This window comes from Ramlibacter henchirensis, from assembly GCF_004682015.1.
Classification (GTDB): Bacteria; Pseudomonadota; Gammaproteobacteria; order Burkholderiales; family Burkholderiaceae_C; genus Ramlibacter; species Ramlibacter henchirensis.
In genome coordinates this window covers 1,763,613-1,787,225 of sequence record NZ_SMLM01000001.1, presented here as the reverse complement: position 1 = coordinate 1,787,225, position 23,613 = coordinate 1,763,613, and the positions used below count along the sequence as shown (strand labels likewise).

Annotated in this window: 22 protein-coding genes and 1 riboswitch; of the genes, 12 read left to right on the top strand and 10 right to left on the bottom strand. The window is 69.3% G+C overall.

Annotated features, from left to right (window positions below; all coding sequences use genetic code 11):
- Window position 1: 1 nt before the first annotated feature.
- Entirely contained in the window at window positions 2-1,918 is a 1,917-nt protein-coding gene (gene recQ, locus EZ313_RS08855) for a DNA helicase RecQ (protein ID WP_135262801.1), read from the bottom strand.
- Between recQ and EZ313_RS08850 the strand changes: the two genes are divergently transcribed.
- The gene (locus tag EZ313_RS08850) at window positions 1,908-2,954 is read left to right on the top strand and encodes a homocysteine S-methyltransferase family protein (protein WP_135262800.1); all 1,047 of its coding nucleotides are present in this window, start codon (window positions 1,908-1,910) and stop codon (window positions 2,952-2,954) included. The genes recQ and EZ313_RS08850 overlap by 11 nt on opposite strands.
- 27 nt (window positions 2,955-2,981) lie before the next feature.
- Here the strand turns inward: EZ313_RS08850 and EZ313_RS08845 are convergent, their stop codons facing one another.
- Window positions 2,982-3,173, bottom strand: a complete 192-nt coding sequence (locus tag EZ313_RS08845; RefSeq protein WP_135262799.1) for a hypothetical protein — start codon at window positions 3,171-3,173, stop codon at window positions 2,982-2,984.
- Between the two features lie 128 nt (window positions 3,174-3,301).
- Window positions 3,302-3,371: riboswitch (S-adenosyl-L-homocysteine riboswitch) on the top strand.
- A 36-nt stretch (window positions 3,372-3,407) separates the two neighbouring features.
- On the opposite strand from EZ313_RS08845, the gene metH reads away from it, so the two are divergent.
- From metH to EZ313_RS08830, 3 genes are all read left to right on the top strand, one after another.
- The gene (gene metH / locus EZ313_RS08840; protein ID WP_135262798.1) at window positions 3,408-6,131 is read left to right on the top strand and encodes a methionine synthase; all 2,724 of its coding nucleotides are present in this window, start codon (window positions 3,408-3,410) and stop codon (window positions 6,129-6,131) included.
- A gap of 87 nt (window positions 6,132-6,218) precedes the next feature.
- Window positions 6,219-7,220, top strand: coding sequence for a YihY/virulence factor BrkB family protein (locus tag EZ313_RS08835; protein WP_135262797.1), 1,002 nt, complete (start codon window positions 6,219-6,221; stop codon window positions 7,218-7,220).
- Window positions 7,221-7,355: 135 nt separating this feature from the next.
- Window positions 7,356-8,624, top strand: coding sequence for an NHL repeat-containing protein (locus EZ313_RS08830; protein WP_135262796.1), 1,269 nt, complete (start codon window positions 7,356-7,358; stop codon window positions 8,622-8,624).
- A 99-nt stretch (window positions 8,625-8,723) separates the two neighbouring features.
- Here the strand turns inward: EZ313_RS08830 and EZ313_RS08825 are convergent, their stop codons facing one another.
- Entirely contained in the window at window positions 8,724-10,253 is a 1,530-nt protein-coding gene (locus tag EZ313_RS08825) for a YifB family Mg chelatase-like AAA ATPase (RefSeq protein WP_135262795.1), read from the bottom strand.
- Window positions 10,254-10,470: 217 nt separating this feature from the next.
- On the opposite strand from EZ313_RS08825, the gene EZ313_RS08820 reads away from it, so the two are divergent.
- The 3 genes from EZ313_RS08820 to EZ313_RS08810 are packed head-to-tail and all read left to right on the top strand — an operon-like array spanning window position 10,471 to window position 13,156.
- Window positions 10,471-11,229, top strand: a complete 759-nt coding sequence (locus tag EZ313_RS08820) for a TorF family putative porin (protein ID WP_135262794.1) — start codon at window positions 10,471-10,473, stop codon at window positions 11,227-11,229.
- A 31-nt stretch (window positions 11,230-11,260) separates the two neighbouring features.
- Window positions 11,261-11,599 (top strand): P-II family nitrogen regulator, encoded by a 339-nt coding sequence (glnK, locus tag EZ313_RS08815; RefSeq protein WP_135262793.1) that lies wholly within the window; start codon window positions 11,261-11,263, stop codon window positions 11,597-11,599.
- Between the two features lie 30 nt (window positions 11,600-11,629).
- Entirely contained in the window at window positions 11,630-13,156 is a 1,527-nt protein-coding gene (locus EZ313_RS08810; RefSeq protein WP_135262792.1) for an ammonium transporter, read from the top strand.
- A 90-nt stretch (window positions 13,157-13,246) separates the two neighbouring features.
- Here EZ313_RS08810 and EZ313_RS08805 read toward each other — a convergent pair whose 3' ends face one another.
- On the bottom strand, window positions 13,247-13,912 hold the full coding sequence (locus tag EZ313_RS08805) for a hypothetical protein (RefSeq protein ID WP_135262791.1): 666 nt from the start codon (window positions 13,910-13,912) through the stop codon (window positions 13,247-13,249).
- A gap of 87 nt (window positions 13,913-13,999) precedes the next feature.
- On the opposite strand from EZ313_RS08805, the gene EZ313_RS08800 reads away from it, so the two are divergent.
- The 4 genes from EZ313_RS08800 (at window position 14,000) to EZ313_RS08785 (ending at window position 17,910) form a co-directional block, all read left to right on the top strand.
- Window positions 14,000-14,911, top strand: a complete 912-nt coding sequence (locus tag EZ313_RS08800) for an SMP-30/gluconolactonase/LRE family protein (protein ID WP_135262790.1) — start codon at window positions 14,000-14,002, stop codon at window positions 14,909-14,911.
- A gap of 50 nt (window positions 14,912-14,961) precedes the next feature.
- Window positions 14,962-16,050, top strand: a complete 1,089-nt coding sequence (glcE, locus tag EZ313_RS08795) for a glycolate oxidase subunit GlcE (protein WP_135262789.1) — start codon at window positions 14,962-14,964, stop codon at window positions 16,048-16,050.
- A 3-nt stretch (window positions 16,051-16,053) separates the two neighbouring features.
- Window positions 16,054-17,283 carry a glycolate oxidase subunit GlcF gene (glcF, locus tag EZ313_RS08790; RefSeq protein WP_135262788.1) on the top strand — a complete coding sequence of 410 codons (1,230 nt, stop codon included), beginning with the start codon at window positions 16,054-16,056 and terminating at the stop codon, window positions 17,281-17,283.
- A gap of 102 nt (window positions 17,284-17,385) precedes the next feature.
- Window positions 17,386-17,910, top strand: coding sequence for a phasin family protein (locus EZ313_RS08785; RefSeq protein WP_135262787.1), 525 nt, complete (start codon window positions 17,386-17,388; stop codon window positions 17,908-17,910).
- Window positions 17,911-17,953: 43 nt separating this feature from the next.
- Here the strand turns inward: EZ313_RS08785 and EZ313_RS08780 are convergent, their stop codons facing one another.
- From EZ313_RS08780 to lplT, 3 genes are read right to left on the bottom strand one after another with little or no spacing between them, the layout of a single operon-like run.
- Complete coding sequence (locus EZ313_RS08780; protein WP_135262786.1) at window positions 17,954-18,439, bottom strand: glutathione peroxidase; 486 nt, start codon at window positions 18,437-18,439, stop codon at window positions 17,954-17,956.
- Complete coding sequence (locus tag EZ313_RS08775; RefSeq protein ID WP_205960347.1) at window positions 18,436-19,344, bottom strand: DMT family transporter; 909 nt, start codon at window positions 19,342-19,344, stop codon at window positions 18,436-18,438. Before EZ313_RS08775 ends, EZ313_RS08780 begins: the two co-directional genes overlap by 4 nt.
- Window positions 19,337-20,620, bottom strand: coding sequence for a lysophospholipid transporter LplT (gene lplT / locus EZ313_RS08770; protein ID WP_135262785.1), 1,284 nt, complete (start codon window positions 20,618-20,620; stop codon window positions 19,337-19,339). Before lplT ends, EZ313_RS08775 begins: the two co-directional genes overlap by 8 nt.
- 131 nt (window positions 20,621-20,751) lie before the next feature.
- Between lplT and alr the strand changes: the two genes are divergently transcribed.
- Window positions 20,752-21,846, top strand: coding sequence for an alanine racemase (alr, locus tag EZ313_RS08765; RefSeq protein WP_135262784.1), 1,095 nt, complete (start codon window positions 20,752-20,754; stop codon window positions 21,844-21,846).
- Window position 21,847: 1 nt separating this feature from the next.
- Here alr and EZ313_RS08760 read toward each other — a convergent pair whose 3' ends face one another.
- The 3 genes from EZ313_RS08760 to EZ313_RS23265 are packed head-to-tail and all read right to left on the bottom strand — an operon-like array spanning window position 21,848 to window position 23,564.
- Entirely contained in the window at window positions 21,848-22,768 is a 921-nt protein-coding gene (locus EZ313_RS08760; RefSeq protein WP_135262783.1) for a DMT family transporter, read from the bottom strand.
- An 8-nt stretch (window positions 22,769-22,776) separates the two neighbouring features.
- A complete protein-coding gene (locus EZ313_RS08755; protein ID WP_167772548.1) occupies window positions 22,777-23,211 on the bottom strand; it encodes a type II toxin-antitoxin system VapC family toxin in 435 nt (144 codons plus the stop codon).
- Window positions 23,208-23,564, bottom strand: a complete 357-nt coding sequence (locus EZ313_RS23265) for a FitA-like ribbon-helix-helix domain-containing protein (RefSeq protein WP_167772547.1) — start codon at window positions 23,562-23,564, stop codon at window positions 23,208-23,210. Before EZ313_RS23265 ends, EZ313_RS08755 begins: the two co-directional genes overlap by 4 nt.
- Window positions 23,565-23,613 lie beyond the last annotated feature (49 nt).

Genomic DNA, 23,613 nt, shown 5'->3' with positions numbered 1-23,613 from the left:
CTCAGGCCGACGCGAGCACCCGCAGCACTTCCTCGCCGTAGGCCTCGAGCTTGCGCGCGCCGATCCCGCTCACGCCTTCCAGCTGATCCACAGACGTCGGCCCCATCGCAGCGATCGCCGCCAGCGTCGCGTCGTGAAAGATCACGTACGCCGGCAGGTTGTGGGAGCGCGCCACCTCCGCGCGCCAGGCCTTGAGCGCGGCAAAGCGCGATTGCGCGGCATCGGTCAGCCCCGCCGCGACGGCGCTCGCGGTCCCGCTGCGCTCGCGCCGCTTGCGGCCGGCAGGCTGGGACAGCGACTCCCGCAGCAGCACCTGCCGCTCGCCCTTGAGCACCGCACGCGAGCCTTCGGTCAGCCGCAGCGTGTTGAACGACTCCGCGTCCACCGCCACCGAGCCGGTGGCGACCAGCTGGCGCAGCACGCTGCGCAACTGCGGCTCGCTGAACTGCGCGCCGAGCCCGAAGGTGGACAGCTTGTCGTGGCCGAACTGCTCGACCTTCTCCGTGCGCTTGCCGCGCAGGATGTCCATCACGTGCCCGGCGCCGAAGCTGATGCCGCTGGCCTGCTGCACGCGGTACACCGTCGACAGGAGCTTGCGCGCCGCGTCCGTGCCGTCCCACACCTGCGGCGGCGAGAGGCAGTTGTCGCAATTGCCGCAGGGTTGCGACGCTTCGCCGAAGTAGGCGAGCAGCCGCACGCGCCGGCAGTCGGTCGCCTCGGCGAGCGCCAGTAGCGCATCGAGCTTGCCGCGCATGACCTGCTTGAACTCTTCGCCGGCCGGGCTCTCGTCGATCATGCGGCGCTGGTTCACCACGTCCTGCAGGCCGTACAGCATCCAGGCCTGCGCGGGCAGGCCGTCGCGGCCGGCGCGGCCGGTTTCCTGGTAGTAGCCCTCGATGTTCTTGGGCATGTCCAGGTGCGCCACGAAGCGCACGTCGGGCTTATCGATGCCCATGCCGAAGGCGATGGTGGCCACCATCACGACGCCGTCGTCGCGCAGGAAGCGGTCCTGGTTGCGCTGGCGCACGTCGGCGTCCAGGCCGGCGTGGTAGGGCAGGGCGTCGACCCCGCGCTCGCAGAGCGTCTGCGCCGTCTCCTCCACCCGCTTGCGCGACTGGCAGTAGACGATGCCGGCGTCGCCCTCGTGCTCCTGCTCGATGAAGCGCAGCAGCTGCGCCGACGGGTCCTTCTTCTCCACCAGCCGGTAGCGGATGTTGGGCCGGTCGAAGCTGCTGACGAACTGGCGGGCCTCCTGCAGCTGCAGCCGCTCGACGATGTCGGCGCGGGTCGTCGCGTCGGCGGTGGCGGTGAGCGCGATGCGCGGCACGCCCGGATAGCGCTCGTGCAACACCGTGAGGGCCCGGTACTCGGGCCGGAAATCGTGGCCCCACTGGCTGACGCAATGCGCCTCGTCGATGGCGAACAGCGCCAGGCGCCCCTGCTGCCGCAACGTGTCCAGCTGCGAGAGGAAACGCGGCGTCGTCACGCGTTCCGGCGCGGCGTACAGCAGCGTGATCTCGCCGCGCATCAGGCGGCGCTCGACGTCTTGCGCCTCTTCGAACGACAGCGAGGAATTGAGGAACGCGGCCGGCACGCCCGCCTCGTGCAGGGCGCCGACCTGGTCGTGCATCAGCGCGATCAGCGGCGACACCACGATGGTGGCGCCCAGGCCGGCGCGCTCGCGAGCGATGGCGGGCACCTGGTAGCACAGCGACTTGCCGCCGCCGGTGGGCATCAGCACCAGCGCGTCGCCGCCCGCGATGACGTGTTCGACGATGTCGGCCTGCTGGCCGCGGAACCGCTCGTAGCCAAAGACCTGCTGGAGGATGGAGGGGGCGCTGGACACGATCCCCTGATTCTCCCTGCTGGCGGGGGGGCGGAGCACCCGTTTCCTACAATCTGCGGACATGAAGCCCATCGCCTACACCCGCGGCCAGGCCCTGCCGGCCCTGCTCGAGAAACGCATCCTGATCCTGGATGGCGCGATGGGCACCATGATCCAGCGCCTGAAGCTCACCGAAGCCGACTTCCGCGGCGAGCGCTTCCGCGAGCATCCCAAGGACCTGAAGAACAACGGCGAGCTGCTGGTGCTCACGCGGCCCGAAGTGATCCGCGACATCCACGAAGGCTTCCTCGCGGCCGGCGCCGACATCATCGAGACCAACACCTTCGGCGCCAACGCGCTGGCGCAGGACGACTACGAGCTGGCGCACATCTCCCATGAGCTGAACGTGGTGGCGGCCCGGATCGCGCGCGAAGCCGCCGACAAGTTCTCCACACCCGACCAGCCGCGCTTCGTGGCCGGCGCGCTCGGCCCCACGCCGCGCACCGCCAGCATCAGCCCCGACGTGAACGACCCCGGCGCCCGCAACGTCGACTTCGAGCAGCTTCGTGCGGCCTACTACGAACAGGTCGATGGCCTGGTGGAAGGCGGTGTCGACCTGCTGCTGGTGGAAACCATCTTCGACACGCTCAATGCCAAGGCGGCGCTGTTCGCGATCGACGAATTCTTCGAGAAGAGCGGCCAGCGCCTGCCGGTGATCATCAGCGGCACGGTGACCGATGCATCCGGCCGCATCCTCAGCGGCCAGACCGTCACCGCCTTCTGGTACAGCGTGCGCCATGCGCAGCCGCTGGCCGTCGGCCTGAACTGCGCGCTGGGCGCCGCGCTGATGCGGCCCTACATCCAGGAGCTGGCCAAGGCCGCGCCCGACACCTTCATCAGCTGCTATCCCAACGCGGGGCTGCCCAACCCGATGAGCGAGACCGGTTTCGATGAAACGCCCGACGTCACCTCGCGTCTGCTGCGCGACTTCGCGGCCGAGGGGCTGGTGAACATCGTGGGCGGCTGCTGCGGCACCACGCCCGAGCACATCGCCGCGATCGGGCAAGCCGTCGCGCCGCTGCCCACGCGCAGCCGCCGGCGCGAGTTCTTCTACAAGGAAGCGGCGTAGGGCAGCAGCCTTGCGCGTCCGGCGCGGCTACACCTGATGGCTCAGCCACCAGGTCGCCAGGCCGATGATCACGCAGCCGATCGCCACGGCATAGAGGATCCAGCCTGGGAACGAGCCCGGGTCGTCGCGCACGCGGCCGGACACCACCTTGCCGGTCACCGCGGCCACGACGGCCAGGATGAAGGGCCAGACGTAGGTTGGCAGGTCGAAGATTCCCATGCGCCGCAGTGTCCGCGCCGCGCGCGAGCGGTGCTGTCAGGCGTTTTCGCGCGGCGCTGTAGGTTCGCCAAGCTCAGGTGCCGGTGACTCGCGATGCTGCGTCGCACCCTGCCGCTAAAATGACGCCTCTCTCAAGGAGCGTTGCAGCGCCGGCCCGTCCGGCGTCAGGCTTGAGATTCCCAACGACGCTCACCTCGACGCGGCCCGGCCGCAGATCAGACGAAGGTGAGCACGATGCCCGAAACCCCCCACGTCCCCCCGCTCAAGCTATCCGGACTCGAACCGGTCGCCATCGGCCCCGGCAGCCTGTTCGTCAACGTCGGCGAGCGAACCAACGTCACGGGCTCCAAGGCCTTCGCCCGGATGATCCTGGCCGGCCGGTTCGAGGAGGCGCTGGCCGTGGCGCGCCAGCAGGTCGAGAACGGCGCGCAGGTCATCGACGTGAACATGGACGAGGCCATGCTGGACAGCAAGGCCGCGATGGTGCGGTTCCTGAACCTGATCGCCAGTGAGCCGGACATCGCGCGCGTGCCGGTGATGGTGGACAGCTCCAAGTGGGAGGTGATCGAAGCCGGCCTGCGCTGCCTGCAGGGCAAGGGCATCGTCAACTCCATCTCGCTCAAGGAAGGCGAGGCCGAGTTCAAGCGGCAGGCCACGTTGGTGCGGCGCTACGGCGCGGCCGCGGTGGTGATGGCCTTCGACGAGAAGGGCCAGGCCGACAGCTTCGAGCGCAAGACCGAGATCTGCCGGCGCGCCTACCGCATTCTGGTGGACGAAGTCGGGTTCCCGCCCGAGGACATCATCTTCGACCCCAACATCTTCGCCATCGCGACGGGCATCGAGGAGCACAACAACTACGCGGTCGACTTCATCGAGGCCATCCGCTGGATCAAGCAGAACCTGCCCGGCGCCAAGGTCTCGGGCGGTGTGTCGAATGTGAGTTTCTCGTTCCGCGGCAACGACCCGGTGCGCGAGGCCATCCACACCGTGTTCCTCTACCACGCGATCCGCGCCGGTATGGACATGGGCATCGTCAACGCCGGCATGGTGGGCGTGTACGACGAAGTGGAACCCACGCTGCGCGAGCGGGTGGAGGACGTGGTGCTGAACCGCCGGCCCGATGCCGGCGAGCGCCTGGTGGAGATCGCCGAGCAGGCCAAGGGCGCGGCGCGCGACGAGGGCAAGCGCAACGAGTGGCGCCAGCAGCCGGTGGAGCAGCGCCTGGCGCACGCGCTGGTGCACGGCATCACCGACCACATCGTCCCTGACACCGAGGAGATGTACCAGCAGGTCCTGGCCAAGGGCGGCCGCCCGCTGCACGTGATCGAGGGGCCGCTGATGGACGGCATGAACATCGTGGGCGACCTGTTCGGCGCCGGCAAGATGTTCCTGCCGCAGGTGGTGAAGTCGGCGCGCGTGATGAAGCAGGCCGTGGCCCACCTCATTCCCTACATCGAGGAAGAAAAGAAGCAGCAGGAGGCGGCCGGCCAGGACGTGCGGGCCAAGGGCAAGATCGTCATCGCCACCGTCAAGGGCGACGTGCACGACATCGGCAAGAACATCGTGACGGTCGTGCTCCAGTGCAACAACTTCGAGGTCGTGAACATGGGCGTGATGGTCCCGTGCCACGAGATCCTGGCCAAGGCCAAGGTCGAGGGCGCGGACATCGTCGGCCTGTCGGGCCTGATCACGCCGTCGCTGGAGGAGATGCAGTACGTCGCCAGCGAGATGCAGAAGGACGAGCACTTCCGCATGCGCAAGATCCCGCTGCTGATCGGCGGCGCCACCACCAGCCGCGTGCACACGGCGGTGAAGATCGCCCCGCACTACGAGGGGCCGGTGGTCTACGTGCCGGACGCCTCGCGCAGCGTGGGCGTGGCGCAGAGCCTCCTGTCCGAGCAGGCGGCCCGGTTCATCGCGGACGTCGAGGCCGACTACGAGAAGGTGCGGCAGCTGCACGCCAGCAAGAAGCAGGCGCCGCTGTGGCCCTTGGCGAAAGCGCGCGCGAACAGGACGCCGATCGACTGGTCGGCCTACACGCCGCCGGCGCCCAAGTTCATCGGCCGCCGTGTGTTCCGCAACTTCGACCTGGCGGAGCTGGTGAAGTACATCGACTGGGGACCGTTCTTCCAGACCTGGAACCTCGCCGGGCCTTTCCCCGCGATCCTCAAGGATGAAGTCGTGGGCAGCGAAGCGGTGCGCGTCTTCTCCGACGGCCAGCGGATGCTCAAGCGCCTGGTCGAAGGCCGATGGCTCACCGCGAACGCGGTGATGGGCTTCTGGCCCGCCAACAGCGTGAACGACGACGACATCCAGCTCTACACCGACGAGTCGCGCGAACAGGTGGCGCTCACCTGGTACGGGCTGCGTCAGCAAGCCGAGAAGCAGGCGATCGATGGCGTGATGCGCCCGAGCCGGGCCCTGGCCGACTTCGTCGCGCCCAAGGGCGTTGCGAAAGACTACGTCGGCGTCTTCGCAGTGACCGCCGGCATCGGCTGCGAGGCCAAGGAGCAGTACTTCCTCAAGGACCACGACGACTACTCGGCCATCATGCTCAAGGCCTTGGCCGATCGCCTGGCAGAGGCTTTCGCGGAGTGCCTGCACGAACGCGTGCGCAAGGACCTGTGGGGCTACGCGGCCGGCGAACATCTGTCCAACGAGGAGCTCGTTGCCGAGAAGTACCGTGGCATCCGGCCCGCGCCGGGCTATCCCGCCTGCCCCGACCACAGCGTGAAGGGCGACATGTTCCGCCTGCTGCAGGCGCAGGACGCGGGCATGAGCCTCACCGAGAGCATGGCGATGATGCCGGCCGCCAGCGTCAGCGGTTTCTATCTCAGCCATCCGGACAGCACGTACTTCAACGTGGGCCGCATCGGCCGTGACCAGCTCGAGGACCAGGCGCGTAGACGCGGCGCGCAAGCGGCCCAGCTGGAGCGTTTGCTCGCGCCCAACCTCTGACGTGGCAGGGATCGCGTCGGCGCGTTCCGACTCGATTGCCTAGCCGCCGCCGATAGCGCGTCATTTTTCGCACCGCCATGCTGGTGCATGGCCTGGCAGGATTTCGTGCCCTCGTGGCTGCGCCGTGCCGCGCGGCCCGCGCAGCCGCTCTATCACGCGGTGCAGCTGTGGAGCGACGCCGGCGGCATGCGCATGAGCGCCGCGATGTCCTTCTACGGAATCCTGAGCCTCGCGCCCCTGCTGCTGGTGATGGTGGCCCTGCTGGGCTGGTGGATGGACCGGCAGATGCTCGCGGACACGCTGGTCGCCCAGATCGGTGCACTGGTCGGCCCGCAGGGCGCGGCCGTGGTCGAGCAGGCGCTGTCCAGCGCGCAGCAACCGTCCGAAGGCATCGTCGCGACGGCGATCGGTTTCGGCGTGCTGCTGTTCGGCGCCACCGGCGTGTTCGGTGAATTGCAGGAAGCGTTCGCGCGCGTGTGGGCCGACGGCGGCTCGCCCGCGCGGCCGGGCTGGCGGCACACGGCGTCGCTGCGGCTGCGGGGCGTGGCGTACATCCTCGCGTTCGGATTCCTGCTGGTCGTGTCGCTGGTGGTCTCGACGCTGATCACCGTGTTCTCCGCCCGGCTCGGCCAAGTCTTCATGCTCGAGACCGTGCTGCGCGTGGTGAACGAGGCGGTGTCGTTCGGGTTGTGCACGGCATTGTTCGTGTCCTTGATGCGCCTGAGCGCCGGACCCAAGCCGCAGCTGCGGTTCCTGGTGCTCGGCGGGGTGATGGGCGCGATCCTGTTCAGCGTGGGGCGGCAGTTGCTCTCGCTGTATCTCGCCACCGCCGCCGTGGTCTCGGCATACGGCGCGGCCGGGTCGCTCGTCGTGCTGCTGATGTGGATCTACTTCTCCTCGGCCGTGCTGCTGTTCGCGGCGAGTTGCGCCAAGGCATCGCAGGAGACGTGGAAGCGCAACTCGGGCATTTACGACGCCGCGGCCGCGCCGCTGCGGCCGAATGGGTATCCGCACCTGCGCGCGGTGAGCGGCACGAGGGTCTCCGCGGCGAGGCCGGGTGCCGGAAGGCGCGACGCGCGATATCGCTGACGACGCCGCGCGGCAATCACGCGAGTTTTTGCGCGGGTCGCGTGCTTTTTGCGTGTGGTCGCTCGTGACCTTCTGGCTTTGGTCATGGGCAGGGCGCCAGAACACTCCGGGGCTTCTTTTGTCAGAGGAGTCCCCATGGAACAAGCAGTACGTCCGCCGCGGGTGCCGCGGAGCATCACATCTCTCTTTGTAGCCGTCGGCCTGGGCATGGCGCTGGGTGCGTGCGGGGGCGGCGGTGGTGGAGGAGCCGGGCCCGTCGAGCCTCCGGCGCCGCCGCCTGTTGCACCGCCGGTATTCACCGGCCTCCCGGACTTCGCGGCCGCCGCGATGGTGTTCGGTCAGGCTGACTTCACCTCCGCCGATGCGAACAGGGGCGGCATCGATCCCGAGGGGAGGACCCTCTTCGACCCTGCCGGAGTGGCGGTCGCGCAGAACGGCATGCTGTTCATCGCGGACTCCGCCAATCGCCGCGTACTCGGCTTCCACCGCATTCCGGACGGCTTGGACCAGTCGGCTGATTTCGCTCTTGGGCAGCCCGACCTGGTCCACGGGGGGGACACCGACGAAATCGACGGATACGACGCGCCCAAGGCCGTGTCGGTCGGCGCCGGCGTGGTCGCCGTGGCGGATCCCGCTGCACATCGGGTCCTGCTCTATCACGGCATCCCGACGGATGGCACGGCAAGGCCGACGACGGTCGTGGGCCAGTCGCGTTTCGACGTGCCGTCCAGTCCGGCGTGCACCGACGTGAACCTCTCGCGGCCGGAAGGCGTCCACATCACCCCCGACGGAGCACTGATCGTGGCGGACGGCGGCCATTCGAGGGTTCTGATCTGGAAGCCCATTCCCGGCCCGGGAGAGCATGGCAAGCCCGCGAATGTAATCCTCGGCCAGCCGAGCGCCACCAGTTGCTCCGCCAACGCGGGCGGGACCTCTCCGGGCCGCAGTACGATGGACAATCCGATCGGCGTCTGGAGTGACGGCAAACGGCTGGCCGTCGCCGACACTGTCAATCACCGCGTTCTGCTCTGGGACCAGCTGACCATGCAAAGCGGCCAGGAGCCCGACCGCGTGCTCGGCCAGCCGAACTTTGAGTCGCGCGCTTCGGACGCCACGTCCGCGGAGACGCTGGGGTTTCCGAGAGGTGTCGCGTCGAACGGCAGGCACCTGGCGGTTTCCGACAGTGGCCATCACCGCGTCCTGCTCTGGAGCGAATGGCCGTCGCGCGATGGCCAAGCCGCCGAAGCCGTGATCGGCCAAAGAGACATGACGCAAGACGAGAGCGACGGTTTGACCGCATCGGCGCAGACGCTGGACGCGCCCTACGGTGTCACCTTCCACGAGGACAAGCTGCTGGTGATCGACGAAAGCAACCACCGCCTGCTGATCTTCAAGTCCGACTGACCGCGGGCAGCGGCGCGACGGCCACACACATTCGCCCGGGCGCACCCCATGCGCACCGGGCTTTTTTCATCCGGGGCTCGGCGCGTCAAGGACTCGCAGTCAGTTCGCGCCCACCAGCCCGCGCCGGTACTGCACCGCCTCCGCTACATGCGCGACATCGATGCTGTCGCAAGCGGCGACATCCGCGATCGTCCGAGCCACCTTCAGCACGCGATGCGTCGCGCGGGCACTCCACGCCAGCCGTGCCGCCGCGTGGTTCAGGAAAGCAGCGGCCGCGCCGTCGAGGCTGGCGTGCTCGTCGACCTCGGCGCCCTGCAGCGCCTGATTCGACTTGCCCTGCCTCGCAACCGCACGTTCACGCGCCGCGATGCATCTCTCGCGCACCTGCGCGGTGGATTCACCGGCAGCCGCGCCCAGCAACTCGTGAGGCGCAATCGCCGGCACCTCCACATGCAAATCAATGCGATCCAGCAGCGGCCCCGACAACTTGCCTTGGTAGCGGCCGATCTGGTCCGGCGCGCAGCGGCAATTCCGGTGCGGCGCACCCAGCCAGCCGCAGGGGCAAGGATTCATCGCTGCGATCAGGTGAAAGCGCGCCGGGAACTCCGCCCGCCGCGCAGCCCGCGCGATCGTGATCTGCCCCGTCTCCAGCGGCTCGCGCAGCGCCTCCAGCGCGGCGCGCGGAAACTCCGGCAGTTCGTCGAGGAACAGCACGCCGTGGTGCGCCAGTGAGATCTCGCCGGGCCGCGGCGGCGAACCGCCGCCGACCAGCGCCACCGCGCTCGCCGAATGGTGCGGGCTGCAGGTCGGCCGCACCGACCAGCGCTCCAGGCTGAAACGGCCGCCCAGGCTCGCCAGCGCCGCACTCTCGAGCGCCTCGGGCACTTCCATCGGAGGCAGCAGCCCCGCGAATCGCTGCGCCAGCATCGACTTGCCCGATCCCGGTGGGCCGACCAGCAGCACGCTGTGTCCGCCGGCCGCCGCGATCTCCAGCGCGCGTTTCGCCGCGGCCTGGCCTTTCACTTCCGACAAGTCCGGATAGGCGACCGCCGCCGCGCGCGGTGCCGTGGTCTCGACGCGCACCCATCCCTCGCCGGGATCGGCTGGTTCGCCCGCCTGGAACCGGCCGACCACGTCCATCAGGTGCCGCGCCCGCCAGACGCGGGCGCCGGGCACGAGCGCCGCTTCCTCCGCGCTGCCGGGCGGCAGCACCAGCTGCGATCCCTCGCCGGCCGCATGCAGCGCGAGGCTCATCGCCAGCGCTCCCCGCACCGGCCGCAACTCGCCCGACAGCGAAAGCTCTCCAGCGAATTCATGGCCCGCAAGCCGCTCCCGGTCGAGCTGCCCATGCGCCGCGAGGATGCCCACCGCGATCGGCAGGTCGAAGCGGCCCGAATCCTTGGGCAGGTCGGCCGGCGCGAGGTTCACCGTGATGCGCTTGTTGTGCGGGAAGTCCAGCCCGCAGGTCTGCAGCGCCGAGCGCACGCGCTCGCGCGCTTCCTTCACTTCCACGTCCGCCAGACCCACCAGGGTGAAGCTGGGCAGACCATTGGCGAGGTGCACCTCGACTTCGACCTGCGCCGCTTCAAGGCCCAGCAGCGCGCGGCTGCGCACGAGCGACAAGCTCATCGTTTTCAACCCTCCTTGGTGCATGGGCGAGGCTGGTGCGCACCTGCACGCGAGGCCGCACTTGCTTGGTGCAAACGGCCGATGCGCCCATCCGGAGCCGCCCCATAACGAGTCACGTTGCCGTCGGGCTGACCCGCGCAGCTCGGCTTGTGATGAATGGCACGGGTCGTGCTTAGAGCGCTCCCACAAGTTTTTTCAAGACGGAGAAGAGAACTTCATGAAAGCCAAGGCCTCCCTGCTGCTGTCCTCCCTCGTGCTGTCCGGCGCCGCCATCGCGCAGGCCAAGCCCGAGCCGGACTTCACCCTCTCGTACAACGTCGGCGTCGTGTCCGACTACCGCTACCGCGGCATCTCGCAGACGGCCCGCCGTCCCGCTCTGCAAGGCGGCGTCGACTGGGCGCACAAGAGCGGCTTCTACCTGGGCACCTGGGCGTCCACCATCCGCTGGATCAAGGACACGCCGCCCGCCACGCGCGGCTCGGTCGAACTCGACCTGTACGGCGGCTACAAGGGCACCGCCGGCGCCATCGGTTACGACGTCGGCTTCCTGCAGTACTGGTACCCGCGCAACAACTACGACCTGGTCACCGGCGAGAAGGCCGACACCACCGAGGCGTACGGCGCGCTGACGTTCGGCCCGGCCACCGTCAAGTATTCGCACGCGCTCACCGACCTGTTCGGCGCCGCCAACAGCGACGGCAGCGGCTACCTCGACCTGTCGGCCACCTTCGACGTGGGCAACGGTTTTTCCGTCGTGCCGCACGTTGGCTGGCAGAAGATCAAGAACTTCGGCACCTACCGCGACTACTCGGTCAGCCTGGCCAAGGACTTCGGCGGCGGCCTGGTCGTGAGCGGTGCCGTCGTGGGCACCAACTGGGAAGACCGCTTCGGCTTCCCCAACACGCTGCCGGGCAGCGGCACCAAGGATCTCGCCAAGAAGGCCGGCCTGGTCGTCGGCGCGAAGTACTCGTTCTGATACAGCGGCCGAGCCCGCCAAAGGAGAACGCATGAAACTGATCACCGCCATCATCAAGCCCTTCAAGCTCGACGAAGTGCGCGAAGCACTGTCGGCCATCGGCGTGCAGGGCATCACCGTCACCGAGGTCAAGGGCTTCGGCCGGCAGAAGGGCCACACGGAGCTGTACCGCGGCGCCGAGTACGTGGTCGACTTCCTTCCGAAAGTGAAGATCGAGGCCGCGGTCTCGGAGGACCTCGTCGACCGCGTCATCGAAGCCGTGGAGGGCGCGGCCCGCACCGGCAAGATCGGTGACGGAAAGATCTTCGTCTACGACCTCGAGCAGGTCGTGCGCATCCGCACCGGCGAGACCGGCAAGGACGCGCTGTAAGCAGTTCCCCCAGAAAGAGAGACGACCACCATGAGAAAGCTTCTCGCATCCCTGGCCCTGGGCCTGGGCCTGCTGACCGGGTCCGCCGTGATGGCGCAGGCGCCGGCCGCCACCACGCCGGCCGCCGCGCCGGCGGCGACCGCCAGTGAGCCGGCCGCCGCGGCGCCTGCCGCTGCCAGCGCGGCCGCGCCTGCGGCTGCCGCCACCGCGGCGCCGGCTGCTGCCGCCAACGCTGCTCCGGCGCCCACGCCCAACAAGGGCGACACCGCCTGGATGACGGTGAGCACGCTGCTGGTGCTGCTGATGATCCTGCCTGGCCTGGCGCTCTTCTACGGCGGCCTGGTGCGCAGCAAGAACATGCTGTCCGTGCTGATGCAGGTCTTCGTGGTCAGCTGCCTGATGTTCATCCTGTGGGCGGTCTACGGCTACAGCGTCGCGTTCACCGCAGGCAACCCGTTCATGGGCGGCTTCAGCAAGGTGTTCCTGGCGGGCATCACGCCGGACTCGGTGGCCGCGACCTTCAGCAAGGGCGTGGTGATTCCCGAGCTGTCGTTCGTCGCCTTCCAGGCCACCTTCGCCGCCATCACCTGCGCCCTGATCGTGGGCTCGTTCGCCGAGCGCATCCGGTTCCCGGCCGTGCTGATGTTCGTGGTGCTCTGGTTCACCTTCTGCTACCTGCCCATCGCCCACATGGTGTGGTACTGGGACGGCCCGGATGCGATCACCGATGCCAAGACGCTCGAGACCGTCACCGCCAACGCGGGCTGGCTGTGGGCCAAGGGCGCTCTCGACTTCGCGGGCGGCACCGTGGTGCACATCAACGCCGGCGTCGCGGGCCTGGTGGGCGCGTACGTGATCGGCAAGCGCATCGGCTACGGCAAGGAAACGCTCGCGCCGCACAACCTCACGCTGACCATGGTGGGCGCGGCCCTGCTGTGGGTGGGCTGGTTCGGCTTCAACGCCGGCTCCAACCTGGAAGCCAACGGCGTCACCGCCCTGGCCTTCGCCAACACGCTGTTCGCCACCGCCGCCGCCACGCTCTCCTGGATCGCCGGCGAGGCGCTGTCCAAGGGCAAGGCCTCGATGCTGGGCGCCGCCTCCGGCGCCGTCGCCGGCCTTGTGGCGATCACCCCGGCCGCCGGCTTCGTCGGCCCGATGGGCTCCATCGTCATCGGCCTCTTGGCCGGTCTGATCTGCCTGTGGGGTGTGAACGGCCTCAAGCGCCTGCTGGGCGCCGACGACTCGCTGGACGTCTTCGGCGTGCACGGCGTGGGCGGCATCCTGGGCGCGCTGCTGACCGGCGTGTTCGCCTCGCCCTCGCTGGGCGGCACGGGCGTGTACGACTACGTGGCCAACAAGGTGAACCCGGACTACTCCATCGCCAGCCAGGTGTGGATCCAGTTCCAGGGCGTGATCACCACCGTGGTCTGGTCCGCCGTGGTCGCCTTCATCGCCTACAAGATCGTCGACCTGGTGATCGGCCTGCGCGTGACCGAAGAGGAAGAGCGCGAAGGGCTGGACATCACGTCGCACGGCGAGACGGCGTACAACCGCTGACCATGGAAGGCGCCCCGCGCGGGCGCCGCAAAGAGCAAGTTCTCCTTTGGATGTTGGGCCCGCTTCGGCGGGCCCCTTTTTTTTGAACCGCTACTCGAGGATGGGGAAGGCGAGGCTCGCGCGGTCTTCGGTGTGCGACAGCTCCACGTCCTCGGCGGCCGCGAGCGCGCGCACTTCGGGCCAGGTGATGGCGCGGTAGGAGAGCTGGTTCTCGAAGCTTTCGCCCTGGGTGCGGCGCAATTGCAGATCGACGAGGACCACGTCCTCGCGCGTCTGCGCGGTGACGAGCACTTCGGCCGGCCCTTCCACCGTGTCCGTCAGCGCCAGCAGGGCCGCGGGCAGCAGCATGCGCGCGGCGGCGCGGCCGACCGGCTTCGGCAGGGACTCGACGTCGCTCTTGAGGGCAAAGCCGCGGAAGCTGAAGTTGCCGCGCAGCAGGGTCACCGTGTCCTTCAGCACCGCGTCCAGCGGCGCGGTGGCGCCGGGTTCGGGGGCCATCCAGGTGATCACGTCCAGCGTGTCCTGCGCGGCCGCCTTCGACAGGCCGTTGATCTTCGCCACGCTGTCGTGCACCTGCGCGAGGTCCGGCGAGGGCGAGCGAAGGCGGCGTTCGAGCAGCTCGGTCACCATGCCGATGGGCTGCAGGTGCGCAACCATCTGGTGGCGGATCGAAAACGCGAGGCGGCGAAGCAGCGCATAGCGCGCCGACTCCACCAGCATGAGGCTGTTCTGGGCGGACGAAACGGATGAGTTCATTGGGAAGGGAGCTTGCGGGCATGGTAACGGCTCACGCCGGGCGCGTGGGCGCCGCGCACAATCGGTCCCGTGTCCGCAAGCAATCAGATGAACACTTGGCGCCGTGTGGTCGAGCAGCCCGACAGGTTGGGCGAATCGCCGTTCTGGCATCCCGATGAGAAGCGGCTCTACTGGGTGGACATCCCCGGCCGCCGCTTGCGCCGCGCCGATCCCGGCACCGGCGCGTGCGAGACCTGGCCCATGCCGCAGGAGCCGGGCTGCTTCGCTCCCGCACGCCGCGGCGGCTGGGTCATCGCGCTGCGCGACGGCTTCTACCGCGCGTACGAGTGGGGCGGCGAGCTCAAGCTGATCCATCGCAGCGGACACGACGCCGCGACCACGCGCTTCAACGACGGCAAGGCCGACCCGCGGGGCCGTTTCTGGGCCGGCACGATGTTCGAACCCAAGACGCGTGCGGCCGGCGAACTGTTCAGCCTGGACTGCCGCGATGGCGCGCCGCGCGTGGAGCGCATGGCCGGCGGCGTGACCACTGCGAATGGCCTGGCCTGGTCTCCCGCGGGCGACACGGTGTACTGGTCCGACACGCCGCGCCACCTGGTCCGCGCGTGGGACTGGGATCCTGGAACCAATCGCATGACGCGCGAGCGCGTCTTCCACCAGTTCGCCGACAAGCCGTCGGGCTGGATGCCGGGCGATCCCGGTTACGGCGGACGGCCCGATGGGGCCGCGGTCGATGCGGAAGGCCACTACTGGTGCGCGATGTACGAGGGCGGCCGCATCGTGCGGCTGTCGCCCGCAGGCGAAGTGGTGGACGAGATCGCCACGCCGATGCTGTGTCCCACCATGCCGTGCTTCGGCGGCGACGACCTGCGCACGCTGTTCGTCACGAGCGCGGGCGAGCGCAGCGAGGAGGAACGCGCCGCACGTCCTCTCACGGGCCATGTGGTCGCGCTTCGGGTCGACGTGCCCGGCCTGCCGGTCAATTTCTTCATCGACTAGCGACGGAACGCCCAAAGGCGCCTTGCAGGGCCTGCGCTTACCATCGGGAGATGGATGGGGCGCTCTCCGACTGCATCGAACGCATCCGCGGCGCCTTCGCCGCGGGCACGCCGCTGCGCCTGCGCGGCGGCGGCAGCAAGGATTTCTACGGCGAGCCCGCCGGCGGCGAGGTGCTCGACACGCGGGGCCTGCGCGGCATCCGCAGCTACGAACCGAGCGAGCTGGTCGTCACCGTCGCGGCCGGCACGCCGCTGGCCGAGCTGGAAGAGGTGCTGGCGCGCGAAGGACAGTGCCTTCCGTTCGAACCGCCGCACTTCGGCGGCGGCGCCACCGTCGGCGGCATGGTGGCCGCGGGGCTCTCGGGCCCGGCGCGCGCCAGCGTCGGTTCGGTGCGCGATTACGTGCTCGGCCTGTCGATGGTCAACGGTCGCGCAGAACTGCTCACGTTCGGCGGGCAGGTGATGAAGAACGTCGCGGGCTATGACGTCTCGCGGCTGATGGCGGGATCGCTCGGCACGCTGGGCCTGATCGTGGAGGTCAGCCTCAAGGTGCTGCCGCGATCGCCCGCCGAAGCCACACTGAAATTCGAGCTCTCGCAGCGTCAAGCGCTCGAGCGCCTGAATGCCTGGGGCGGCCAGCCCTTGCCGCTCAATGCGAGCCTGTGGGTGCAGGAGCCCGGTGGTCCGGCGCTGTACCTGCGGCTGCGCGGCGCACGCGCTGCTGTCGAAGCCGCTTGCAAATCGCTGGGCGGCGAGCCTCACGACGAGGCGGTGCAAGCCGCCTGGCGTGCCTGCCGCGACCAGCAACTACCCTGGTTCGCCGAACGCGGCGGCCGCGACCTGTGGCGCCTTTCGTTGCCGCAAACCGCCCCGGCGCTGGACCTACCCGAAGCGCCGCTGGTCGAGTGGCACGGCGCCCAGCGATGGGTGTCCGCCGAGGCGCAAGACGCCGACCGGCTGCGGCGCGTCGCCGCGCAGTCCGGGGGGCACGCGACGCTGTTCCGCGCGGGCCCGGCCGGCTCGCGCACGCAACGGTTCCATCCGCTGCAGCCGCCGCTGGACCGGATCCACGTCGAGCTCAAGCGTCAGTTCGATCCGGCCGGCATCTTCAACCGCGGCCGCCTGTATCCCGAGCTCTGATCCGTGCAGACCCACCTGTCCCCCGAATTCGCCGGCACGCCCGAGGGCGCCGAGGCCGAAGCCATCCTGCGCAAGTGCGTGCATTGCGGCTTCTGCACCGCCACCTGCCCCACCTACCAGCTGCTCGGCGACGAGCTCGATGGGCCGCGCGGACGCATCTACCTGATCAAGCAGGTGCTCGAAGGCGAGCAGCCGACCGAGAAGACGCAGCTGCACCTCGATCGCTGCCTGACCTGCCGCAACTGCGAAAGCACCTGCCCGAGCGGCGTGCAGTACGGCCACCTCGTCGACATCGGCCGCCGCATCGTCGAAGAGAAGGTGCCGCGCGGCCGCGGGTCGAAGGCGCTGCGCTGGGCGCTCAAGGAGGGCCTGACGTCACCGGTGTTCGGTCCCGCGATGAAGCTGGGGCAGACGGTGCGGGGCGTGCTGCCCGGTGCACTCAAGGCCAAGGTGCCGGCGCGCCGGCCCGGTGGCGAGTGGCCCGCGCGCGTGCATGCGCGCAAGGTGCTGCTGCTCGAGGGCTGCGTGCAACCGTCGATGGCGCCGAACATCAACGCAGCGACCGCGCGCGTGCTGGATGCCGCGGGCATCCAGACGCTGGTCGCACCGGAGGCGGGCTGCTGCGGCGCCGTGAAATTCCACCTGAACGACCAGGACGGCGGCCTGGCGCAGATGCGCCGCAACATCGATGCGTGGTGGCCCTACGTCGAGCGCGGCGAGGTCGAGGGCGTCGTCATGAACGCCTCCGGCTGCGGCGTGACAGTGCGTGAGTACGGGCATCACCTGAAACAAGATCCGCACTACGCGGCCAAGGCTGCGCGCATCGGCGAACTCACGCGCGACCTGAGCGAACTGCTGCCCGATGTCGTGCCCGCACTGCAGGACAGGGTGCGGCCGCCCGCCGGCGTGCTGGCCTACCACCCTCCGTGCACGCTCCAGCATGGCCAGCAGTTGCGAGGTGGCGTCGAGACGCAGCTGCGCCGACTGGGCTTCGACGTGCAGGTGGCGCTGAACGAATCGCACCTGTGTTGCGGGTCCGCAGGCACCTACTCCGTGCTGCACCCGGACATCGCCACGCGATTGCGTGACCGCAAGCTCGGTCACCTGGGCGCCCTGGAACCTTCCGTCGTGCTCTCGGCCAACATCGGCTGCATCACACACCTGCAAGGCGGCACGGCAACGCCGGTGCGACATTGGGTCGAAGTGCTCGACGAGTCGCTGCGGGCTGCGTGAGGACCGCACGGTCGCGGAAGAAACAGTTGATTGCCCAGCTTGGTGGGGGCGTGAACCGGCCTAGATTGCGGGCCACCCCCAACACAAGCGAAGGAGACGGCAATGGCAACCCAGACAAAGCGGACTCAACAAGGTTCGACGGACGACGCGAACGAGACGGTCGCGGGTCTCGCCGGGGCGGCGGGCACCTTGGCCGAAATCCACCGGCAGCAACTCGCGGCGAGCGCAGACGTCCTCTGCAGCATGTTCCGCGCGGCCGAGGCGCTGCAGCAGGTGCAGCTGCAAATGGGGCAGCGCGCCGCGCTGCTTCACAGCCAGGCCGCGGACAACATCCGCAAGGCGACCAGCCCGACGGAGCTCGTGTCCGTGCAATCCACGCTGGTGATGTACGAGTTCCAGGAGGCGATGCGCTACACCCAGGAGCTGGTCACGGCGCTGGCCAGGTCCGGCGGCGAGATGCTGCGGCCCGTGCAGGCCGCGCAGGGCGGCAATGCGGCGAGTACCTCGCCTGCCACCACGATGATGGGCGCGGCGATGAGCGCAGCCGGCCCGATGGCCGACGCGTTCCAGCAGATGTTCACGGCGCCGATGAAGGCGGCGGCGCAATCGTCGCAATCGACGCACTGAGCGCACGCTGCCAGGCAGCCGCGCCGAAGTGCGCGGTGTGCGATCAGGCCGCCAGCGCGGCTTCGATGTCCTTGGCCAGCGCGGAAGGCGATTCCTGCGGCGGGTAGCGCTTGAGGACCTTTCCGTCCTTGCCGACCAGGAATTTGGTGAAGTTCCACTTGATCGCGGTGCTGCCCAGCAGCCCGCGCTTTTCCGTCGTGAGCCAGCGGTACAGCGGGTCCGCCTTGGGTCCGTTGACGTCGATCTTCGACATCATCGGGAAGTCCACGCCGTAATTGCGCTGGCAGAACTGCGCGATCTCGTCGTTGCTGCCGGGGTCCTGTGAGCCGAACTGGTTGCAGGGGAATCCCAGCACGGCCAGTCCGCGCTCGCCATAGCGCTGGTGCAATTCCTGCAGGCCGGCGAACTGCGGCGTGAAGCCGCAGGCGCTGGCGGTGTTCACGATCAGGAGCACCTTGCCCTTGAACTGGTCCAGCGGCACGGTCCGGCCGTCGATGGAGGTCGCCTGGAAGTCGTACGCGGTGGTCATGCGCGCGATTGTGCGGCGGCTTTGACCGGCTCGCCAGGCGACGCCAGCGCCGACCACGCCGCGGCCAGCACCACCAGCGCGCCGCCGGTCCACACCCTCGGCGCCAGCTCGGCCGCGCCGGCGGCCACCGAGCTCACGCTGGCGAACAGCACCTCCGACAGCATCACGAGGGCGGTGGTCTGCGCCGCCAACCGCGTCGCGCCGTACTGCAGCGCCGCGTTGCCCGCCAGGAACCCGAGGCTGAGCACCAGCCCCAGGAGCAGCGCGCCCGCAGGAAGCGCCGCGGGCGGCGCGATCACGCCGTGCGCCATTCCCGCCAGCGCGGCGCCCGCCGCGGCCAACGCGCCGCCGCTGAACATCGCGCCGACACGCGTGACAGCGGGCGCCTGCAGCAGCCGCCGCAGCAGGATGTTGGTCAGCGCGAAGCTGAAACCGCCCAGGAGTGCGAGGACGTCGGCGTGGCTCTCGGGCAGCGGCCAAGGCGCGCCGGGCGCCTTCAGGATCACGGCCAGGCCGGTCATCGCGATCACCAGCCGCAGCAGGGAAGCCGCCGTCGGACGTTCACCGAGCAGGGGCCACGCCAGCAGGGTGCTCCAGGCCGGCATGAGGTAGAACAGCAGCACCACCCGGACCACGTCGCCCACCGTCACGGCCCAGTTGAAGCCGACGTTGGTCAGGCCCGCCGCGAGCATCAGGAGATACAGCTGGGGCTGTCCCGCGAATCCGCGCCACGCCTGCGGGCGCCACGCGAGCAGTGCGGCCAGCGAGAAGAGGTAGACGCCGGCGGTGGCCCACAGTGGATGCAGGCCGTGCGCCTGCAACTCGCGGAACGGCCACCATGACACGCCCCACACGAAGGCGTTGAAGACCAGGGCGAGCGCGGGCAGCGCCCGGCCGTCAGCCATGCGACTTGTCCTGCCGCGCGATGTGGAGGAGGTGGTCGAGCTCTTCGCGGTGGCGCACCGTGTTGTACGCGTGCCAGCGCTGGATCAGCCACATGGTGCCGGCGACCACGATGCCGAACGCCGTGATCGCGCCGAAGGCGGAAAGGCCCAGGCCGGCCGAGAGGCTGTAGAACGCGCCCAGGCCCAGGATGCAGGCCTGCTCGTTGAAGTTCTGCACGGCGATCGAGCGGCCCGCGCCCATCAGGTTGTGGCCGCGGTGCTGCAGCAGCGCGTTCATCGGCACCACCAGGAAGCCGCCCAGCCCGCCCAGCAGGATCAGGAAAGGCGCGGCCACCCACACGTTGCTGATGAAATTCATCAGGATCACGAGCACGCCCATCGCGATGCCCAGCGGCATCACGCTGGTCGCCATGTCCAGGCGCATGCGCACCGAGGCCACGATGGCCCCGACCGCGGTGCCCAGCGCCACCACGCCGCTCAGGGACGATGCCTGCGTGGTGCTGTAGCCCAGGGCGGCGGCGCTCCACGCCAGGATGATGTAGCGCAGGTTGCCCGACACGCCCCAGAACAGCGTCGTGGTCGCCAGCGAGATCTGCCCCAGCTTGTCGCGCCAGAGGCGCGAATTGCACGACCAGAAATCCGGGACCAGCTCCAGCGTGTTCTTCGGGAGCGGCCGCATCTCCACGCCGGTGAGCGGGATGCGCAGGTTGAACCAGGCGGCGATGGCGTAGACGAAGATCAGCAGGAAGATCGCCGCCTCGGGCGCGGTGTCGATGCCGGTGTCGATCACCGGGAACTCCAGCGCCAGCATCTTGCTGGCGATCGCCTGCCCGACCAGCTGGCCGCCCAGCAGGATGCCCAGGATGATGGAAGCGATGGTCAGGCCCTCGATCCAGCCGTTGGCCTTGACCAGCTGCGACGCGGGGAGGAGCTCGGTGAGGATGCCGTACTTGGCGGGCGAATACGCCGCGGCGCCGAGTCCGACGATGGCGTAGGCGAGAAGGGGGTGGCTGCCGAACAGCATCATCAGGCAGCCCACGACCTTGATCGCGTTGCTGATGAACATCACGCGGCCCTTGGGTTGCGCGTCGGCGAAGGCGCCCACGAAGGGGGCGAGGATCACGTAGAAGAGCGCGAACATCGGCACCAGCGCCGCTCGCTGCCACTCCGCCGCGCCGGACGTGCGGAGCAGCTCCACGGCCGCCACGAACAGCGCGTTGTCCGCCAGCGACGAGAAGAACTGCGCCGCCATGATGGTGTAGAAGCCGCGCTTCATGGCGTCGGCTTCTGGGGCCGCATCAACTGGCGCGATGCGTGTGGATTAACAGCTGTCTCCAAAGCGTCGGGGGTTATATCACGCGCAGTAATGACAAAATCTTCAATCCACCTCAGCCGAGCCATTCCGGAATGCCCCGTCCGATCCAGGCCACGATCCACACCGAAGCGCTGCGCCACAACCTCGCCCGCATGCGCCGCGCCGCCCCCGACGCGAGAGTCTGGGCGGTGGTCAAGGCCGATGCCTATGGCCACGGCATCGAGCGCGCCTACGAAGGCCTGCGCGGCGCCGACGGCTTCGCGCTGCTCGACCTGCAGGAAGCCGAACGGGTCCGCGCGCTCGGCTGGCGCGGGCCCATCCTGCTGCTCGAAGGCGCGTTCGAGCCGCGCGACCTGGAGCTGTGCTCGCGCCTGGGCCTGTGGCACGCGGTGCACTGCACCGAGCAGATCGACTGGCTGGCCGCCCACAAGACGCAGCAGCCGCACCGGGTGTTCCTGAAGATGAACTCCGGCATGAACCGGCTGGGCTTCGCGCCGGGCGCCTTTCGCGCGGCCTGGACGCGCCTCGATGCGCTGCCGCAGGTCGACGAGATCTCGCTGATGACGCACTTCAGCGACGCCGACGGCGACCGCGGCATCGCCCACCAGGTGCGCGCCTTCGCGGAGGCGACGCGCGACCTTCCCGGCGAGCGCTCGCTGGCCAACAGCGCGGCCACGCTGCGCCATGCGCAGGACGCGGGCGTGCGGGGCGACTGGGTGCGGCCCGGCATCGCCGTCTACGGCAGCGCGCCGGACCATCCCGAACACGACATCGCGCACTGGGACCTGCAGCCGACGATGACGCTGGCCAGCCGCCTGATCGGCGTCCAGCAGCTGCAGCCCGGCGACACGGTCGGCTATGGCTCCAGCTTCCAGGCCGACGCGCCGCTTCGCATCGGCATCGTCGCCTGCGGCTACGCGGACGGCTACCCGCGCCATTGCACGACGGGGACCCCGCTGCTGGTGGACGGCGTGCGCACGCGCATGGTCGGGCGAGTGAGCATGGACATGATCACCGTGGACCTGTCGCCGGTGCCGAATGCGCGCATCGGCAGCGAGGTCACGCTGTGGGGCCGCGCAAGCAGCGGCGCGGTGCTGCCGATCGACGACGTGGCGCGTGCCGGCTCGACGCTGGGGTATGAGCTGATGTGCGCGGTAGCCCCACGGGTGGCGAAGGCGCTCGATTAGTTCAGCGCTTGCGCATGCCCAGCGCCATCACGGCGCCCACGACGATGAGCGCGCCGACGACCTGCACCGGCGCGATCGCCTGGTCCAGGATCAACCAGCCGAGCACCAGCGCGAACACCGGCTCCACGTTCATGATGGCCGAATTGCCCACCACACCCAGGCGTGGCAGCACGGTAAACATGATGGTGAACGCCGTCCCATAGAGGAACGTCAGCGCCAGCAGGCCGCCCCAGCCCGCGGCGGCCTGCGGCAGGTGAAAGCCGCCCTGCACGACCACGGCGGCGAGCGCCACGAACGCGGCCAGGCCCATGGTGGTGGCGGTGCGCACCCGGCCGTCGACGTCGCCTGCCTCGTGCTGCGTGAGCACCAGGGCCAGCCCGAAGGTGGCCGCGGCCGCGAGCGCGAAAGCGACGCCGGCGCCAATGCGGCGCCACTGGTCCGCGGCGCCCAGGCCGGACGCGGCGCCCAGCACGTCCAGCGCGAGCCCCAAGCCGAGGAGGATCACCGGCATGGCGATCAGCAGGGCCTTTTCGGGCTTGTGCCGGTAGACGATGCCGGACCACACCGCGGTCCAGATCGGATAGGTGTTGAACGCCAGCAGCGCCAGCGCCACCGGCAGCCGCGCGACCGACGAATACAGGCACAGGCTCTGAATGCCCACCAGCAGCCCGATGACCGGCAAGTAGCGCTTGTGGCGCGCGCTGAAGCTCACCCGCACGCGCTGCGAGGCCAGGAGGGCCACGATCACCAGCGCAGTCACGGTGCTGCGGAACACGACCGCCGTCGCGACGTCCGCGCCGTGGTTGAAAGCGATCCTGGCGGCGATGTGGTTGGCGCCCATCATCAGTGCGATCAGCAGCAGCGTGGAGAACGCCGCGCCGGAAAGGGCCCGGGTGGGCGTCGTCCTGGAGGGAGTGGACAAGGAAGGACTCAGGCGAGGCTGGCCAGGTGCGCCCGCGCGGCCGCGGCGAGCTGGTCGTCGAAGGTCGCCAGCGGGCACCTCAGGTCGGCGGCCAGCCACAGGTAGGCGGCGTCGTAGGCGGAGAGCCGGTATTGCTGCGCGAGCGCGGCGACCGCGTCCTCCTCGATGCGGTGGAGTTCGACCGCCATCGACGCCGCATGACGCAGCCCGTCGGTGGCGAGATCGGCCAGGCCGTGGCGCAGCTTCTTCACGGCGACGCTGGTGATTTCGAACTGCAGCAGATAAGGCGCATGCAGCTGGCGACCCGCGATCTGCGCATCGGCGGTGCCGCGCCAGGGCTCGTTGAACACGGTGCCGGCGATCACGCTGCAGTCCACCACCAGCGGGGGTCGCAGCAGGTACTGCGCCGGCGGCTCGGCGATGTGCAGGCGCGCCGGGCTCACCGGCTGTCCCGTTCCTGCCGGAGGATGTCGGCGCCCAGGGGTTGGTCGTGCACCGGCTCGGGGTACTTGCGGCGCAACTCGGCGACCACCTGTTCCGGCGTTTTCCAGCCCTGGCGGACGATGGGCCAGCCGCGCTTGTCGTAGCCGACGATGCGCGGGCGCGCGCGGTCGATCTCTTCGGTCGCAACCCCTTCCGCGACCATGCCTGCGGCGGGCGGGAGGGGGCCGCCGCCGATGGCCTGTTCCACGATGGACATCAGCTCGCCCTGGAGGGAACGGTGGTTGCGCAAGGCGCGCTGGCGCAGCGCTTCAGCCCAGGGTTCGGGAACGTCCTTGATCGAGAGAGTGGGCACGGCAGGCTCCGGGATGGAACTGAGTTGGTTCCATTTTGGAGCCACTCCG